This window comes from Pseudomonas sp. B2M1-30 (assembly GCF_025447575.1).
In the GTDB taxonomy this organism is placed as follows: Bacteria; Pseudomonadota; Gammaproteobacteria; order Pseudomonadales; family Pseudomonadaceae; genus Aquipseudomonas; species Aquipseudomonas botevensis.
In genome coordinates, this window is sequence record NZ_JAOEJT010000005.1 from 247,526 (window position 1) to 264,115 (window position 16,590).

A 16,590-nucleotide genomic window follows, 5' to 3' on the forward strand; every position below is an offset into this window, starting at 1 on the left:
TTCGCAAGTTGCCGTCACCGAATCAGCCAGCTATATCGGTGATGGTTGAGTTTCATCGCATATGTCAGGCGGGGTTGAACTTGCGGGATATTTTTCTGGCGAGCCCGGATGCATATATGCGCAGTTCAGGTACGGCCGTGGCTTCCCAGAGGCTGGCTTTCAACATGGGGCCGACATAACTCAACCATTCAGACGGCGTCCCATCCTGGCTTTCGACGGCCATATTGTCGCTGATCCGCAGACCCAGACCGTGATCGTCGATAGAGATCAGATCGTCTCTTATCAATTGCTGGATCAGAGGTTCTTCAATCAGGCTCGGATTCGAGTTGGGTCCTGTGCAGTTGATGATGCAGTCAACTAACAGCTTCTCCGTTCCTCGGCCACCGCGTCGCTGGACTGTGACAAGGGTTTTTCCATCGCAGGGTTCGATGTTGCTTATACGTCCGGCGATTGGCAGGATTTTTTGCCTTGCCAGTGCATCGTCGAAAACCTGATAGGTGTCCGGTGCTACGCGATGGCGGTGAACATCCCAATAGGGTTGCAAGTGACGAAGAAAACGGCTGCGTTCTTTGGCGGGAAGACGAGTCCAGAGTGAAGATGTGATCGGTCGCACGGCAGCAACAATATCTCTCCAGTTCAGTCCAGACTTTTCCCCGGCCTTCACCTGCGCCTTGATCGTGCGCAGGTAGTTCAAAATCCTGGGTGGAGTGTTCAGCAGTTCATCCTTGAATGAAGCGGGCGGATGCAGCCCACCTTTCCTGGCTCGGTGTGGTAGCGGTAGCAGCCCGCGCCGGGACAGGAGATAGATCTGCCCACCTTCGCAAGTTTTTCCGAGGCTGGAAATTACATCGAGTGCGGTAAGGCCGCTTCCCAACAACAGAATTGATGCATTTTTGCTGTTCGAGGTGGATGTCGAGAACGAGGCATTCCACGGGTTGGCCACGTAACCTGGGAAATCAAGCAGGCTTTCCAGTACGGCTGGAGTCCGGGGAGGGAAATGTCCAAACGCTAAAATGACCTGATCGGCGAAGATGCTTTCACCTGAGGACAATTCAATCAATGCGCCGTGCTCATGGGGCGTCAATGTTTTAACTTCGGCGGTTAAGCGTTCGACATCGATATGATTTCTTGCATCTTGTTCAGCGTTGTCCAGAAGGGAGGAGAGATAATCGCCATAGAGTTTTCTGGATACAAAAGAGCTGGAAGTTGTATCGGGTAGGCGGGTCTGGCAGTAACGCAGAAATGAATCCGGATCATCGACCAGGGCACTCATGTTGCCTGCCGGCACATTCAACAAGTGCTTGGAACTGCTGGTTCCGTAGGCCAGGCCCCGCGCCACGGCACCGGATCTGTTGATGATGATGAGTCGGGTGCCTTCGGGGGCTGATCGCAAAAATTCGATGGCGGCGACAGTTCCACTGAACCCGGCGCCGATGATGACTAAAGTTTTCATTTGCACGACGAGTTATTGATGAAGTCGATAATGCGTTGCGCTGCGGTCTGCAGATCATCTTCCAGGGTGTTGATTCTGATCTGGGGATTTTCCGGCGGCTCATAGGCAGAGTCGATGCCTGTGAAGTTTTTTATCAATCCTTGCCGGGCCTTTTTATAAAGTCCTTTAGGGTCTCTGCGCTCACACTCGCTGAGAGGGGTATCAACGAAGACTTCGATGAAGTTTTCCGCGCCGATGACATCCCTGGCCAGCGCGCGGTCACGCAGGAACGGGGAGATGAATGCGGTGATTACAATCAGGCCCGCATCAAGAAACAGTTTTGCAACTTCCGAAATGCGACGTATGTTTTCAATTCGATCTTTGTCACTGAATCCGAGATCATGGCAAAGGCCTAATCGAACGTTATCACCATCGAGTAAATAGGTATGACGGTTGGCATCGCAAAGTGCCAGCTCCAGGGCGTTGGCGATGGAGGACTTGCCTGCGCCGCTAAGTCCTGTCAGCCAGATTACGATAGGCCGCTGGTTTTTTATGATGCTGCGGCGCCTGGCGTCCACGACAGACACGTGAGCTACAAGATTTTCGGGCATGTTTTCTCGTTAAACATTGAAAATTGGAAAATGATAGTTGCTGGATCAGGGGGTTATGGGTAGCGAGGCAAATTCCATTTCCCTGCTGTTTTGCTCCCGTGATCCGTGTCGATGATCCTTATCGGCAGCTCAAGGCTTATCATCATCCGAAAATCCAAGAACCCTTCAAATTTTCGGTGGTCCATGGATTGTAGCTATGCTCCGGACAAATTGCTCGTGTTGAATCGGTGAGCTGCACGGTGATCCGGTCGGCGACCGAGCGTGTTGTCTGATCAAGTATTCATCTGATGGTTCACGCATTGAGCGTACAATGCCCCGCGTCAACTGAAGGAGGGAGAACGGGTGAATGGATAAAGTGCGAACGATACTGCTTGGATTGCCTCGCAGACAGAAGCGTTTGCTACAGGTGGCTACTGATGTCGTGCTGGTATGGCTCGCGCTGTGGTTGTCTTTCATCGTGCGTCTGGGTATCGATGATATGTACAACCCGATCAGGGCCCACATATGGCTGTTTGCCTGCGCTCCGGTCATCGCTATCCCGTTCTTCATTCGTTTTGGCATGTATCGTGCGGTCATGCGCTACTTCGGCAATGACGCCCTGATCGCGATCGTCAAGGCAGTCAGTCTTTCCTCATTGATTCTTGCAGTTGTTGTGTACTGGTACAGCAACCATGAAACCGTTGTTCCACGTTCGATCATCTTCAACTATTGGTGGTTGAGCATGGTCATCATCGGGGGACTGCGCTTGTGTCTGCGGCAGTACTTCATGGGCGATTGGTTTACAGCGGCGCAACACGTACCGTTTACCAGCCGTGACGATGGTCTGACCAAAGTTGCCATTTATGGGGCGGGTGTTGCGGGCAACCAGCTTGTTGCCGCGCTGCGAATGGGACGGGTGATGCGCCCCGTCGCGTTCATCGATGATGACTCAGGTATATCCGACCGTTCGATTTCCGGTCTGCAGGTCTACAAGCCCAAGCATATCCAGCAGATGATTGATGTCACCGGAGCCCAGGAAATCCTCCTGGCCCTGCCATCCTCCACCCGAGCGCGACGCCGGGAGATTCTCAACCTTCTGGAAGGTTTTCCGCTTCATATTCGAAGCGTGCCGAATTTCACTGATCTCGCCAGCGGCCGTGTGAAGGTCGAGGATATCCAGGAAGTGGATATCGCTGATCTGCTGGGGCGCGACTCGGTGCCTGCGCAACCTGATCTGATGGCCCGGTGCATCAAGTGCAAGACCGTGATGGTCACCGGGGCAGGTGGTTCCATAGGCGCGGAGTTGTGTCGGCAGATTTTTGCACTGAGTCCCACCACGCTGATTTTGTTCGAACACAGTGAGTTCAATCTCTACAGCATCCTGTCAGAGCTGGAGCAACGGGCCTGTCGGCAATCGGCGCCGGTTCGGTTATTACCGATCCTCGGTTCCATACGGCATCAGGACAAGTTGCAGGACGTGATGAAAACCTGGAAGGTCGATACGGTCTATCACGCTGCGGCGTATAAACATGTGCCGATGGTGGAGCACAACATCGCCGAAGGCGTGCTGAACAACGTCATTGGAACACTCAATACAGCTCAGGCGGCTCTGCAGTCCGGCGTCGCCAACTTTGTTCTCATTTCCACCGACAAGGCCGTGCGCCCCACTAATGTCATGGGCAGTACCAAGCGCCTGGCCGAGCTGACGCTTCAGGCCCTCAGCCGTGAGGTGGCTCCGGTCCTGTTCGGCGATAAAGCCAACGTTTCCCGCGTCAACAAAACCCGCTTCACCATGGTGCGTTTCGGCAATGTCCTGGGGTCGTCCGGGTCGGTGATTCCGCTGTTCCACAGCCAGATCAAGTCCGGTGGTCCGCTGACGGTCACGCACCCGAAGATCACTCGCTACTTCATGACAATTCCGGAAGCGGCGCAGCTGGTCATTCAGGCCGGCTCAATGGGGCAGGGCGGTGACGTGTTTGTTCTGGACATGGGCGAACCGGTCAGAATCGTTGAACTCGCAGAGAAAATGATCCATCTCTCCGGTTTGAGCATTCGCTCCGAGCGCAATCCCCAGGGCGACATCTCTATTGAGTTCACCGGGCTTCGGCCGGGGGAGAAGCTCTACGAAGAGCTGCTGATCGGCGATAACGTGGCGGCCACACCGCACCCGATGATCATGACGGCCAATGAAGATCACTTGCCTTGGGATGTGTTGAAGGGCCGCTTGAGCGAGCTGCTGGGCGCCGTCGAGCGCGATGATTATTCCCGGGTTCGCCAATTGTTGCGTGAGACCGTCAGTGGCTATACGCCGGACGGCGAAATCGTTGACTGGATCTACCAGCAACGCCGTCTCGAACCCTGATTGTTTCACATTCGGTAACGAACGCATTTTTGACAGGCTCCATCCATCGCCTAAGTTTGAGAGGCAGCTTCAGGAAAAGCTGCTTTCTCAATCGATGTCATGGAGCGTCATTTTATGCGTACTGGTTACTTCTACTCTCTGGTTTTTGCGCTGCTGACCGGCGCCTCGATCGCCGTGGTGGCAGCCCCTGCCACTACCGCCGAGCCAGTCAGGATACCCTTGGTAACCGAAGTGGCGGGTTCCGCCCAAACCGCGAAAGTCGATCTCAACAATGCCGATGCGGCCACGCTGCAGAAGGAACTGTCGGGAGTGGGTGAGGCCAAGGCGAAAGCGATTGTTGCATATCGTGAAACCAATGGGCCGTTCGCGTCGGTGGATGAGTTGCTGGAAGTGAAGGGGATCGGCAAGGCGATCCTGGATCGCAATCGCGAAAAGCTGGACGTGAACTAAGCTAGTCGAACCCAGAGGGCCGGTCATTTGATCGGCCCTTTTTGCTTTCAGGCATGGCGAACGGATGACCAGAGGAGAAGGACTTTCCGTCGGACGGTATAAAATTACGACTATCATATTGAGTTTAGATTATGCCTATAATAATTTGCCTCGGCGCTGATGCTTTGTTGCATCCCCGAGCGTTCATTCCCCAAGGCATTTCAGGAGTACGGTCATGAGTTCTGCTAAGTCCCCAGGTACTGCCCTTGTCACCGGTGCTTCATCCGGTATCGGTGCGATTTACGCCGAGCGTCTGGCGGCCCGTGGTTTCGATCTGTTGCTGGTGGCGCGCGACCAGCAGCGCCTGGACGTCGCCGCGAACATTTTGCGCAAGGACCACGGAGTTCAGGTCGAGGTGTTGAGGGCTGACCTGACGCAAAAAGATGACGTACTCAAAATTGAACAGCGTCTGCGCAGCGACTCGAATATCACGCTGCTGCTGAACAACGCCGGGGTGGCGGCGAACGGTCTGCTGGCCAATGCCGACCCGGATCAGCTCGAGCAGTTGATCCAGCTGAACGTCACGGCCGTCACCCGCCTGGCATCGGCCGCCGCCGCCGGTTTCACCAAGGCCGGTCGTGGCACGATCATCAACATTGCCTCGGTGGTCGCCTTGTTCCCCGAACGCTTCAACGCCACCTACAGCGCCAGCAAGGCCTACGTGCTGAGCCTGAGCCAGTCGCTGAATGCCGAACTCGAGGGCACGGGTGTCAAGGTGCAAGCGGTGTTGCCAGGTGTTACCCGTACCGAAATCTGGGAACGCTCTGGCATCGACGCCAGCGGTATTCCGGCGGAGATGGTCATGGAGGCGGGCGAGATGGTGGATGCAGCGCTGGCCGGTCTGGATCAGGGTGAGTTGATCACCATTCCATCACTGCCCGATGCCAATGAGTGGCAAGCGTTCGTCGCTGCGCGGCATGTGCTGGGGCCGAACCTTTCGCGCAGTTCGGCAGCCCAGCGCTACAAGTCAGTCATTTGAATCGAGCAGAGGTAATCGCGGTATGGATCAGCGTCGAGTAGTGGTCACAGGCATGGGGCTGGTGTCGCCGTTGGGCAGTGGCGTCGAAGTAGTCTGGCAACGATTGCTGGCCGGGCGCTCCGGGCTGCGCAGTTTGCCGGAGGCGGTGATCGCCGATCTGCCGGCCCGCGTTGGCGGTGTGGTGCCGACGATGAAGGAGGACGCCGAGGCCGGTTTCGATCCGGATCGCGCCACGCCCCCCAAGGAGCAGAAGAAGATGGACCGCTTCATTCTGTTCGCCATGGAGGCCGCCCGGCAGGCGCTGGAACAGGCCGGATGGCAACCGGCCGAAGCGGCGTCACAGGAACGCACGGCGACGATCATCGGCTCGGGCGTCGGCGGTTTCGGTGCGATTGCCGATGCCGTGCGCACCACCGACACTCGCGGTCCACGGCGTTTGTCGCCATTCACCATCCCGTCGTTTCTGGTCAACCTGGCGGCCGGCCATGTGTCGATCCGGCATGGTTTCAAAGGTCCGCTCGGCGCTCCGGTCACGGCGTGTGCCGCCGGGGTGCAGGCGATCGGTGACGCGGCGCGGCTGATTCGCGCCGGTGAAGCCGATATCGCCGTGTGTGGCGGGGCCGAAGCCGCAATCGACCGGGTCAGCCTCGCCGGTTTCGCTGCCGCCCGGGCGCTGTCCAGCGGTTTCAACGACACGCCCGAACGTGCCTCGCGGCCGTTCGACAGTGGACGCGACGGTTTCGTGATGGGTGAGGGGGCAGGTCTGCTGGTGATCGAGTCTTTGGAGCATGCCCTGGCGCGAGGCGCACAACCGTTGGCCGAGCTGGTCGGTTATGGCACCAGCGCCGACGCCTATCACCTGACAGCCGGGCCGGAGGACGGCAGCGGTGCACGACGGGCAATGGCGCTGGCGTTGGCTCAGGCGGGGCTTACGCCCGATCGCGTACAGCATTTGAACGCCCATGCCACGTCGACCCCGGTGGGCGACCTCGGCGAACTGGCGGCAATCAAATCGTTGTTCGGGACGCAGAACGCAATCGCCGTCACCTCGACCAAATCCGCCACCGGTCATTTGCTCGGTGCGGCCGGCGGGCTCGAAGCAATTTTTACGTTATTGGCGCTGCGCGATCAGGTGGTGCCGCCGACGCTCAATTTCGACAATCCCGATCCTGCGAGCGAGGGCGTTGACATCGTCCATGGCGAGGCGCGATCGATGCCGATCGAATATGCACTGTCCAACGGCTTCGGTTTTGGCGGGGTCAACGCCAGCGTGCTGTTCAAGCGCTGGCAGGCTTAATCTTCCGAGCGCTTCAAGTGTTCGCGGGTGACATCGAGAATGCGCTGGGCAAACTCGGCATCCGCGACGCTGCGTGACAACAGGAGGGCGCCGACCAGCGTCGACATGATCACGATACTGCGGTCGCTGGTGTTCTCGCCTTCGAGGGTGCTTTCGATCTGCTCCAGGCGTGCGTTGAGCACTGTGTCGCTGGTCGGGCTCGGCTGTCCGCGCAGGCCCAGCTCCGAAGAAATGGTCAGTAACGGGCAGCCTTCATGCGGGGAGGTCTGGTGCCATTCGGAGAGGTAAGTGTCGATGAACACCTGGAGCGGGTTTTCCTGGGCGAAAATTTCCGCGCACAATCCGGCGACCTGATCGCCAGCGGCCTGCAGGGCTTTTTCCACCAGTTCGTCCTTGGACTTGAAGTGCGAGTAAAAGCCGCCATGGGTCAGGCCCAGTGCCTTCATCAATGGCTGCAGCCCGGTCGCGCCGATGCCGTCCTTGCGGAACCGTTCCGAGGCTTCCTTGATGATGCGCTGATGGGTCTGGGCTTTATGGTCGTGCGAGTAACGCATTTAAACTCTCCGCAACAAGGTCCCCATCTTAACCAATGAAAATTGCATGGTGATTGTACTTCTACTTCTAAAAAGCATGCAGATGCGCCCAATATGGTTGTAACGACGGGAAAAGTGGGTACGGAGAGTGGTTGTTCACGTCGCTCCCCGTCATCGTGAGAAGAAGGCGTGGGGGAGAGAATCCATCTCGAAGACTCACTGCTCGAAGGCTGGCGTCAGCCTGAGCGCGCAGGGTACAAGGGCCTGCATGGCCTTCACGGGTCAGGGCCGACCGAGAAAATAATCCCGCCGAAAACAACAAACCCCGCCGAATCAGGCGGGGTTTTTCGTTCAGCGGTCCTGCGCGTCCTTGGCGTCCGCTTCAGCATTGCGCTCAGCCACGCGTCGACGTTGTTCTTCGGTCAGCTCGACCTTGCTGGCGGTGTCGCGCAGCATCATCAGACCGCCAACGATCGAGCCGATTGCAACGACCAGAATCAACCAGGCATACCAGGGCATAACGGCTCTCCTTAAGGGCAGATCGACGGGCGAGGGTTTCGCCGCGCAACGCTGCATACCACGTTTGAGCGAAGTGCATTCGCAGTGGTTCCATTCTAGGCCGGTTCAGCCTGTCGTATCCGATCAATCCCTGAAGCACCGCCGCTGTAACCGCGCCGTAAAGCCACTCTTTACGCTTTCTTTATGCCCAGCCAGTCCCCGTGCTCTCGTTCCTTTACAGCCTCCTTTCCGACAATGACTGCACTCGCGGCAATACGCCGTTACACGGAGATCTTCCATGAGCGTTCTGGACGGGGTGTCACTGCTGCTGGCAGTGGGGCTGTTCATTTATCTGTTGGTTGCGCTGTTGCGCGCGGATCGGAGCTAGGAGCGGCTATGCACAGTTATGACTATTGGCTGATCCTCGCGTTCTTCGCGGTGGTCTTGCTGCCGGCGCCGTTCCTCGGGCGCTTCTACTACAAAGTGATGGAAGGCCAGCGCACCTGGCTGACGCCAATCCTCGGCCCGGTCGAGCGCGGCTGTTATCGCATCGCCGGGGTCGATCCGCAGTCCGAACAGAGCTGGCAGAAATACACGCTGGCGTTGCTGGCGTTCAACCTGGCGGGGTTCCTGCTGCTGTTCGCGATTCTGCTGTTCCAGGACCATCTGCCGCTCAACCCGCAAAACCTGCCGGGACAGGAGTGGACGCTGGCGTTCAACACCGCTGTCAGCTTCATGACCAACACCAACTGGCAGGCGTACAGCGGTGAAGCCTCGCTCAGCTACCTGAGCCAGATGGTCGGCCTCACCGTACAGAACTTTGTCAGCGCCGCCACCGGCCTCGCCGTGCTGGTCGCGCTGTGCCGTGGCATCGGGCGCAAGTCCACCAAGACGCTGGGCAACTTCTGGGTCGACATGACCCGCGCGACCCTCTACGGCCTGCTGCCACTTTGCCTGCTGCTGGCGTTGTACCTGGTATGGCAGGGCGTGCCGCAGACTTTTGCACAATACGTGAACGCGGTGACGATGCAGGGCGTCGATCAGGTGATCCCGCTCGGCCCGGCGGCCAGCCAGATTGCGATCAAGCAACTGGGCACCAACGGCGGTGGCTTCTTCGGCGTCAACTCGGCGCATCCGTTCGAGAACCCGACCGCATGGAGCAACCTGTTCGAAGTGGCGTCGATCATTCTGATCCCGGTGGCGCTGGTGTTCACCTTCGGCCATTACGTGAAAGACCTGCGCCAGAGCCGCGCGATCATCGGTTGCATGCTCGCGCTGTTCATCATCGGCGGCGCCACCTCGTTGTGGGCCGAATACCAGCCCAACCCGGCGCTGAACAACGCCGCCGTCGAACAGACCGCGCCGCTGGAAGGCAAGGAAGCACGCTTCGGCACCACCGCCACGGTGTTGTGGTCGGTGACCACCACGGCGGCGTCGAACGGCTCGGTCAACGGCATGCATGACAGCCTCAACCCGCTCAGTGGCATGGTGGCGCTGGTCAACATGATGGTCGGCGAAGTGATCTTCGGCGGTGTCGGCGCCGGGCTCTACGGCATGTTGCTCAACGTGCTGATTGCGGTGTTCCTCGCCGGCTTGATGATCGGTCGCACCCCGGAATACCTCGGCAAGAAACTCCAGGCCCGTGAAGTGCAACTGCTGGTGGTGACCCTGCTGGTGATGCCGGTCGGCGTGCTGGTGCTGGGGGCGATCGCGGCTGTTCTGCCCGGCCCGGCGGCGACCATCAGCAATCCTGGCCCCCACGGTTTCAGCCAGTTGCTGTACGCCTACACCTCGGCCAGCGCCAACAACGGCTCAGCCTTCGGGGGGCTGACCGCCAACACCGCGTTCCACAATCTGATGCTGGGCCTGGGCATGCTGATCGGGCGCTTCGGTTACATCCTCCCGGTACTGGCCCTGGCCGGCAGCCTGGCGATGAAGAAAACCGCGCCGATCGGCCAGAACAGTTTCCCGACCCACGGCCCGCTGTTCGTGACCCTGCTGACCGTGACCATTTTGCTGGTGGGTGGCCTGACGTTTCTGCCGACCCTGGCACTTGGCCCGATTGCTGAACATTTGAGCATGGGCTTCTGAGGACTGAATGATGAATATGCCCGCAATCAAACCGGTCGCCGCCAAGGCGCCGGAGCAAGCGAAAACCGCGATCTCGGCCCTGTGGCGGCCGGCGCTGGTGCAAGCCTTCGTCAAGCTCGATCCACGGCAGTTGCAGCGCTCGCCGGTGATGCTGGTGGTCGAGCTGACTGCGATCCTGACCACGGTGTTGTGCTTCATTCCCGACAGCGTCGTGCCGACGTTCGTCGCCGCGCAGATCGCACTGTGGCTGTGGTTCACCGTGCTGTTCGCCAACTTCGCCGAGGCCCTGGCCGAAGGTCGCGGCAAGGCCCGCGCCGACAGCCTGAAGGCCGGCAGCGAAGGCCTCAGCGCCCGCCGCAAACTGGCCAACGGCAGCTTCCAGGTGGTGCCTGCTGCCAGCCTGCGCAAGGGCGATGTGGTGCGCGTCGAGGCCGGGGAAATGATCCCCGGTGACGGCGAAGTCATCGAAGGTATTGCGGCGGTCAACGAAGCGGCGATCACCGGTGAATCGGCGCCGGTGATTCGAGAGTCCGGCGGCGACCGTTCCGCCGTCACCGGCAACACGCGGCTGGTGTCCGACTGGCTGCTGGTGAAAATCACCGCCAATCCCGGCGAGTCGACCCTCGACCGCATGATCGCGCTGGTCGAAGGCGCCAAGCGTCAGAAAACCCCGAACGAAGTGGCGCTGGACATCCTGCTGATCGGCCTGACCTTGATCTTCCTGCTGGTGGTGGTGACCCTGCAGCCGTTCGCCCACTTTGCCAACGGCAGCCTGCCGCTGGTGTTCCTGGTGGCGTTATTGGTCACGCTGATTCCGACCACCATCGGTGGTCTGCTGTCGGCGATCGGGATCGCCGGGATGGATCGTCTGGTGCGCCTGAACGTGATTGCCAAGTCCGGCCGCGCAGTGGAGGCAGCGGGTGACGTGCATGTGCTGTTACTGGACAAGACCGGCACCATCACTTTCGGCAACCGTCGTTGCAGCGCGGTATATGCCGCGCCGGGTGTGAGCGGTCGGGAACTGGCCGAAGGCGCGTTGTTCGCTTCCCTGGCGGATGAAACCGCCGAAGGCAAATCCATCGTCGAGTACCTGCGCGGTCTGCATCCACAGCCTGAGCCAGCAGCGGAAACCCTGATCGCCGTGCCGTTCAGCGCGGAAACCCGGTTGTCCGGCGTGGACTATCAGGGCCGCGTGTTCCGCAAGGGCGCGGTGGATTCGTTGTTGGCCTTCCTCGGCCAGAAACGCTCGGATCTGGCCCCGGCGCTGTCCCGGGAAATCGACAAGATCGCCCAGAGCGGCGGCACCCCGTTGCTGGTCTGCGCCGACGGCAAACTGCTCGGCGCGATCCACCTCAAGGACGTGGTCAAACCGGGGATTCGCGAGCGTTTTGCCGAACTGCGCAAGTTGGGGATCCGCACCGTGATGGTCACCGGCGACAACCCGCTGACCGCCGCTGCGATTGCCGCTGAAGCAGGCGTCGACGACGTGCTCGCTGAGGCCACCCCGGAGAAAAAACTGGCGCGTATTCGCCATGAGCAGAACGACGGTCGCCTGGTCGCCATGTGCGGCGACGGCGCCAACGACGCCCCGGCGCTGGCCCAGGCAGACGTCGGCATGGCGATGAACGACGGCACGCAAGCGGCGCGCGAGGCGGCCAACATGGTCGACCTCGACAGCGATCCGACCAAGCTGCTGGACGTGGTGCAGATCGGCAAGGAACTGCTGGTGACCCGTGGCGCGCTGACGACCTTTTCCATCGCCAACGACGTGGCCAAATACTTCGCGATCCTGCCGGCGCTGTTCGCCGCGATCTACCCGCAACTGGGTGTGCTGAACGTCATGCACCTGAGCAGTCCGCAGAGCGCGATCCTGTCGGCCATCGTCTTCAACGCCCTGATCATCGTCGTGCTGATTCCGCTGGCCCTTCGCGGTGTGCGGGTGCAGGCGGCGAGCGCGGCGGCACTGCTGCGGCGCAATCTGCTGATCTATGGGCTGGGCGGGATTCTGGTGCCGTTCGTGGGGATCAAGGTGATCGACATGCTGCTCACGGCGTTGCATCTGGTTTGAGGCTGAAATCGTCCCCTCACCCTAACTCTCTCCCAGAGGGAGAGGGGACTGACCGAGGCGTTCCGGAGTTATACGTCGACCTGAGCTATCGAGCCGAACTCAGGATTTGAAAAGCACGAAGATCGGCTCCCTTTCCCCCTAGCCCCCTTTGGGAGAGAGGGTTGGGGTGAGGGGGATGGCTCTCCCGGATACCCCAAAAACTGTTGCCCCATGAATTCGAGGATTTACAAATGTCCACATTGATACGTCCGGCCCTGAGCCTGCTGGTGCTGATGACCCTGGTCACCGGCGTTGCCTATCCGCTGGTGGTCACCGGGGTCGCGCAGGTCGCGTTCCCCGAGCAGGCCAACGGCAGCCTGGTGCGCGACGCCGAAGGCAAGGTGCGCGGCTCGGCGCTGATTGCCCAGGATTTCGTCGGCGACGCCTGGTTCCATCCGCGTCCCTCCGCCGGTGCCTTTGCGACGGTTTCGAGCAGCGCGAGCAACCTGTCGCCGAGCAATCCGGCCCTGGCGACTCGGGTGATCGATGACGCCAACAAGTTGCAGGTTCCAGGGCAAGGCCCGGTGCCGCTGGCGCTGTTGACCACCTCCGGCAGCGGCCTCGATCCGCACTTGCCACCGGCCGCGATTGCCTATCAACTGGCGCGTGTCGCGGCCGCGCGTAACCTGCCGGTCTCGACCTTGCAGCAGTTGCTGGAGGCGCACATCGAGCAGCCGCTGGTAGGACCGCCGGTGGTGAATGTGCTGGCGCTGAACATGGCGCTGGAAAAACTCTAATGCGCGAGCGGGCCTGCCCGTGAAGAGGCCCGCACGGCCGTCGCATCAACATCAGGAAGAGAGAGCTTCAAGCATGAGTGACTCCGGCCGCGCCGACGCGCTGTTAGCAGACCTGCCCCGCGATGGTCGTGGCCGGCTCAAGGTATTTCTCGGCGCCGCGCCCGGTGTCGGCAAGACCTACGCCATGCTCCAGGCCGCCCACAGTCAATTGCGCCAGGGCGTGAAAGTCATCGCCGGAGTCGTGGAAACCCACGGTCGCGCCGAAACCGAAGCGCTGCTCGGCGGCCTGCCGCAACTGCCGCTGGTGCGCTCTGAATACCGGGGCGTCACCCTTGAAGAAATGGATCTTGACGGCCTGCTCGCGGCCAGGCCGAAACTGGTGCTGGTGGACGAACTGGCCCACAGCAACGCCCCTGGCAGCCGTCACGCCAAACGCTGGCAGGACATCCAGGAACTCCTCGCCGCCGGCATCGACGTGTTCACCACGGTCAACGTCCAGCATCTGGAAAGCCTCAATGACCAGGTGCGCGGCATCACCGGTGTGCAGGTGCGCGAAACCCTGCCGGACTGGGTCTTGCAGGAAGCCTACGAACTGCTGCTGATCGACCTGCCACCCCGCGAATTGCTCGAGCGTCTGCGCGAGGGCAAGGTCTATGTGCCGGAGCAGGCGCGGGCGGCGATCGATGCGTTTTTCACCCAGACCAACCTCACCGCGCTGCGCGAACTGGCGATGCAGACCGCAGCGGCGCAGGTCGACAACGATCTCGCCCAGGGCTATCGCCAGCTCGGTCAGGCCGCGCCGGCCGTGCGCGGGCGCTTGCTGGTCGGCGTCGATGGCGATGCCCAGGCCGAGCGTCTGGTGCGCCACGCCAGTCGCGTCGCCCAGCGCCGGCATCTGCCGTGGAGCCTGGTGCATGTCGACAACGGCAGCGTGCGCGACGAGCAATCGCGCCTGCGGCTGCAAAGTGCCCAGCAACTGGCCGAACGCCTTGGTGGCGAGGTCGTCCTGCTGCGCGCCGGTGAAGTGGCGAAAACCCTGATTCAACACGCCGCCGAACGTCGCGCCAGTCTGGTGCTGGTCGGCCAGTCCCGGCCGCGCCTGCGTCGGCGTTTGTTCGGCGGTGGACTGGCCGCGCGTTTGCTGCGGCAGGCCCATGGCCTGGAAATCAACGTCCTCGACAGCGATCAGGAACAGCATCAACCGCGCATGCGGGCGACCCCGACGCTGGTGTGGTTCGACTATGCGCTGGCGCTGGTCGCCACGGTGCTGGCCAGTGCGCTGGCGTGGGCAGTGGCCAGCGTGCTGCCGCTGCCGAACATCTCCCTGGTATTTCTCGCGGCGGTGTTGCTGGTGGCGGTGCGCAGCAGCCTGGGGCCGGCGCTGGCCTGCGCGGCGCTGTCGTTCCTGGCCTATGACTTTCTGTTCATCCCGCCGAATTTTTCCTTCGCGATTCAGCGTGAGGAAGACGTCCTGACCTTGCTGTTCTTCCTGTTGATGGCGGCGCTCACCGGCAATCTGGCGGCCCGCCAGCGGCGGCAGTTGCAGGCATTGCGCGACACTCAGGAAGAAACCACCGAGTTGCTCGATCTGTCGCGCAAACTCACGGCGGCGACCGATCGTCAGGCCGTGGTCAGCGCCGCCGCGCAACATCTCAATGGCTGGAGCGATCTGCAACTGTGTCTGCTCAATCGCGACGGGCAGGGCGGCTGGAAAGTCGAGACCGGCGGGCCGCTGCAATTCAGCGAAGCCGAACGCGCCGCCGCCGACTGGGCCTGGCAGCACGATCAACCGGCAGGGATGGGCACCGGCACCTTGCCGTTCGGGCGCTGGTGGTGGTGGCCGCTGTCGGTGGAGGACGGGCCGCTGGCGCTGCTCGGCGTGTGCGCCACGGAGGGCCAGACACTCAGTGGTCAGCGCCGCCGTTTGTTGACTGCCTTGAGCCAGCCGCTGGCCCAGGCCCTGGCCCGGGCGCAACTGGCCGATGACCTGGAAGCCGCGCGCCTGCACGGTGAAACCGAACAACTGCGCAGCGCCTTGCTGGCTTCGGTGTCTCACGACCTGCGCACGCCGCTGACCGCCATGCGCGGCAGCATCGACAGCCTGCTGGCCCTCGGTGAGGCGATCCCGCTGGAGGATCGCCGCGAACTGCTCGAAGGCACTCGCGATGAAGCCGAGCGTCTGGATCGCTACATCCAGAATCTGCTGGACATGACCCGCCTCGGCCACGGCGCATTGAAACTGGCGCGGGACTGGGTGTCGCCGGCAGACATCGTCGGCAGCGCCCTCAATCGCCTGCGCGCGGTGCTGTCGTCATTGCAGGTCAGCACCGAGGTGCCGGCGCAGTTGCCGCTGTTGTTCGTGCATGCCGCGCTGATCGAACAGGCCTTGGTCAATGTGCTGGAAAACGCCGCGCGGTTCTCGCCGTCCCATGGCCGCCTGCAACTGCGCGCGGGGGCGGATGACAGCGAGGTGTTCTTCTCGGTCAGCGACGAGGGGCCGGGTATTCCGGTGGATGAGCGGGCGAAGATTTTCGACATGTTCTACACCGCTGCCCGTGGTGATCGTGGCGGGCAGGGCACCGGGCTGGGACTGGCGATCTGTCAGGGCATGGTCGGTGCTCATGGCGGCCGGATCAGCGTCGATGACGGCATTGACGGGCGCGGCACCTGCATCACCCTGCACCTGCCACTCCAGACGCAACCGGGAATGGACAATGAAGCCTGACCTCGGCTGCGCTACTCTCTCGCCCATCCTTTGCGTTGATGTGAACCCATGAGCCAGACCGCGACCATTTTGGTCATCGATGACGAACCGCAGATCCGCAAATTCCTGCGCATCAGCCTCGCCTCACAGGGCTACAAAGTGCTGGAGGCCGGCACGGGTGCCGAGGGTCTGGCCCAGGCGGCGCTGAACAAGCCCGATCTGCTGGTGCTCGACCTCGGCCTGCCGGACATGGACGGCCAGCAAGTGCTGCGCGAGTTTCGCGAATGGGCCACGGCGCCGGTGCTGGTGCTCTCGGTGCGGGCCAGCGAAGGGCAGAAGGTCCAGGCGCTGGACGGTGGTGCCAATGACTACGTGACCAAGCCGTTCGGCATTCAGGAGTTTCTCGCCCGGGTGCGCGCGTTGCTGCGTCAGGCTCCCGCCGGCGAAGCGCAGCAGGCGGCGTTGAGCTTTGGCCCGCTGACCGTGGATCTGGCGTATCGCCGGGTGCTGCTCGATGGCGCCGAAGTCGCCCTGACCCGCAAGGAGTACGCGGTGCTCGCGCAACTGGCGCGGCATCCGGGGCGGGTCATCACCCAGCAGCAATTGCTCAAGGACATCTGGGGGCCGACCCATACCGAGGACAGCCATTACCTGCGCATCGTCGTCGGCCATCTGCGGCAGAAACTGGCGGATGATCCGACCCGGCCACGGTTTATCGTGACCGAGGCGGGGGTGGGGTATCGGTTGCTGAGCGAAGGGGGGCTGTAACTG

14 protein-coding genes are annotated in these 16,590 nt (G+C 61.2%); 10 read left to right on the forward strand and 4 right to left on the reverse strand.

Translation table 11 applies throughout. From position 1 onward, the window contains the following. Positions 1 to 64: 64 nt before the first annotated feature. Together N8H74_RS12995 and cysC are read right to left on the reverse strand one after the other, a co-directional pair. Positions 65 to 1,453, reverse strand: coding sequence for an FAD/NAD(P)-binding protein (locus N8H74_RS12995; protein ID WP_262147996.1), 1,389 nt, complete (start codon positions 1,451 to 1,453; stop codon positions 65 to 67). Then, entirely contained in the window at positions 1,450 to 2,043 is a 594-nt protein-coding gene (cysC, locus tag N8H74_RS13000) for an adenylyl-sulfate kinase (RefSeq protein WP_262147998.1), read from the reverse strand. Before cysC ends, N8H74_RS12995 begins: the two co-directional genes overlap by 4 nt. Positions 2,044 to 2,389: 346 nt before the next feature. On the opposite strand from cysC, the gene N8H74_RS13005 reads away from it, so the two are divergent. From N8H74_RS13005 to fabF, 4 genes are all read left to right on the forward strand, one after another. Next, positions 2,390 to 4,384 carry a nucleoside-diphosphate sugar epimerase/dehydratase gene (locus N8H74_RS13005; protein ID WP_262148000.1) on the forward strand — a complete coding sequence of 665 codons (1,995 nt, stop codon included), beginning with the start codon at positions 2,390 to 2,392 and terminating at the stop codon, positions 4,382 to 4,384. Between the two features lie 114 nt (positions 4,385 to 4,498). Further along, the gene (locus tag N8H74_RS13010; RefSeq protein WP_262148002.1) at positions 4,499 to 4,834 is read left to right on the forward strand and encodes a helix-hairpin-helix domain-containing protein; all 336 of its coding nucleotides are present in this window, start codon (positions 4,499 to 4,501) and stop codon (positions 4,832 to 4,834) included. A gap of 214 nt (positions 4,835 to 5,048) precedes the next feature. Further along, entirely contained in the window at positions 5,049 to 5,852 is an 804-nt protein-coding gene (locus tag N8H74_RS13015) for an SDR family oxidoreductase (protein WP_262148004.1), read from the forward strand. A 22-nt stretch (positions 5,853 to 5,874) separates the two neighbouring features. Next, positions 5,875 to 7,149 carry a beta-ketoacyl-ACP synthase II gene (fabF, locus tag N8H74_RS13020; protein ID WP_262148006.1) on the forward strand — a complete coding sequence of 425 codons (1,275 nt, stop codon included), beginning with the start codon at positions 5,875 to 5,877 and terminating at the stop codon, positions 7,147 to 7,149. Here the strand turns inward: fabF and N8H74_RS13025 are convergent. Next, complete coding sequence (locus N8H74_RS13025; protein WP_262148008.1) at positions 7,146 to 7,703, reverse strand: TetR/AcrR family transcriptional regulator; 558 nt, start codon at positions 7,701 to 7,703, stop codon at positions 7,146 to 7,148. The genes fabF and N8H74_RS13025 overlap by 4 nt on opposite strands. A 330-nt stretch (positions 7,704 to 8,033) precedes the next feature. Further along, complete coding sequence (locus tag N8H74_RS13030) at positions 8,034 to 8,201, reverse strand: DUF2897 family protein (RefSeq protein WP_217830763.1); 168 nt, start codon at positions 8,199 to 8,201, stop codon at positions 8,034 to 8,036. Between the two features lie 277 nt (positions 8,202 to 8,478). On the opposite strand from N8H74_RS13030, the gene kdpF reads away from it, so the two are divergent. The 6 genes from kdpF (at position 8,479) to N8H74_RS13060 (ending at position 16,587) form a co-directional block, all read left to right on the forward strand. Beyond that, a complete protein-coding gene (kdpF, locus tag N8H74_RS13035) occupies positions 8,479 to 8,568 on the forward strand; it encodes a K(+)-transporting ATPase subunit F (protein WP_032830911.1) in 90 nt (29 codons plus the stop codon). An 8-nt stretch (positions 8,569 to 8,576) separates the two neighbouring features. Continuing rightward, positions 8,577 to 10,271 carry a potassium-transporting ATPase subunit KdpA gene (gene kdpA, locus N8H74_RS13040; protein WP_217830764.1) on the forward strand — a complete coding sequence of 565 codons (1,695 nt, stop codon included), beginning with the start codon at positions 8,577 to 8,579 and terminating at the stop codon, positions 10,269 to 10,271. 10 nt (positions 10,272 to 10,281) lie between these two features. Then, positions 10,282 to 12,339 (forward strand): potassium-transporting ATPase subunit KdpB, encoded by a 2,058-nt coding sequence (gene kdpB, locus N8H74_RS13045; protein WP_262148013.1) that lies wholly within the window; start codon positions 10,282 to 10,284, stop codon positions 12,337 to 12,339. A gap of 230 nt (positions 12,340 to 12,569) precedes the next feature. Beyond that, positions 12,570 to 13,115: a potassium-transporting ATPase subunit KdpC gene (kdpC, locus tag N8H74_RS13050; RefSeq protein ID WP_217830766.1), complete on the forward strand. Its 546-nt coding sequence runs from the start codon at positions 12,570 to 12,572 to the stop codon at positions 13,113 to 13,115. Between the two features lie 73 nt (positions 13,116 to 13,188). Further along, the gene (locus N8H74_RS13055) at positions 13,189 to 15,840 is read left to right on the forward strand and encodes a sensor histidine kinase KdpD (RefSeq protein ID WP_262148015.1); all 2,652 of its coding nucleotides are present in this window, start codon (positions 13,189 to 13,191) and stop codon (positions 15,838 to 15,840) included. Positions 15,841 to 15,888: 48 nt separating this feature from the next. Further along, entirely contained in the window at positions 15,889 to 16,587 is a 699-nt protein-coding gene (locus N8H74_RS13060; protein ID WP_217830768.1) for a response regulator, read from the forward strand. Positions 16,588 to 16,590 lie beyond the last annotated feature (3 nt).

Coding starts and splice junctions, on each gene's coding strand:
- N8H74_RS13015 (WP_262148004.1), top strand. CDS start 5,049: ATGAGTTCTGCTAAGTCCCCAGGTACTGCCCTTGTCACCGGTGCTTCA.
- N8H74_RS13025 (WP_262148008.1), bottom strand. CDS start 7,703: ATGCGTTACTCGCACGACCATAAAGCCCAGACCCATCAGCGCATCATC.
- kdpB (WP_262148013.1), top strand. CDS start 10,282: ATGAATATGCCCGCAATCAAACCGGTCGCCGCCAAGGCGCCGGAGCAA.
- fabF (WP_262148006.1), top strand. CDS start 5,875: ATGGATCAGCGTCGAGTAGTGGTCACAGGCATGGGGCTGGTGTCGCCG.
- N8H74_RS13030 (WP_217830763.1), bottom strand. CDS start 8,201: ATGCCCTGGTATGCCTGGTTGATTCTGGTCGTTGCAATCGGCTCGATC.
- kdpC (WP_217830766.1), top strand. CDS start 12,570: ATGTCCACATTGATACGTCCGGCCCTGAGCCTGCTGGTGCTGATGACC.
- kdpF (WP_032830911.1), top strand. CDS start 8,479: ATGAGCGTTCTGGACGGGGTGTCACTGCTGCTGGCAGTGGGGCTGTTC.
- cysC (WP_262147998.1), bottom strand. CDS start 2,043: ATGCCCGAAAATCTTGTAGCTCACGTGTCTGTCGTGGACGCCAGGCGC.
- N8H74_RS13060 (WP_217830768.1), top strand. CDS start 15,889: ATGAGCCAGACCGCGACCATTTTGGTCATCGATGACGAACCGCAGATC.
- N8H74_RS12995 (WP_262147996.1), bottom strand. CDS start 1,453: ATGAAAACTTTAGTCATCATCGGCGCCGGGTTCAGTGGAACTGTCGCC.
- N8H74_RS13005 (WP_262148000.1), top strand. CDS start 2,390: ATGGATAAAGTGCGAACGATACTGCTTGGATTGCCTCGCAGACAGAAG.
- N8H74_RS13010 (WP_262148002.1), top strand. CDS start 4,499: ATGCGTACTGGTTACTTCTACTCTCTGGTTTTTGCGCTGCTGACCGGC.
- kdpA (WP_217830764.1), top strand. CDS start 8,577: ATGCACAGTTATGACTATTGGCTGATCCTCGCGTTCTTCGCGGTGGTC.
- N8H74_RS13055 (WP_262148015.1), top strand. CDS start 13,189: ATGAGTGACTCCGGCCGCGCCGACGCGCTGTTAGCAGACCTGCCCCGC.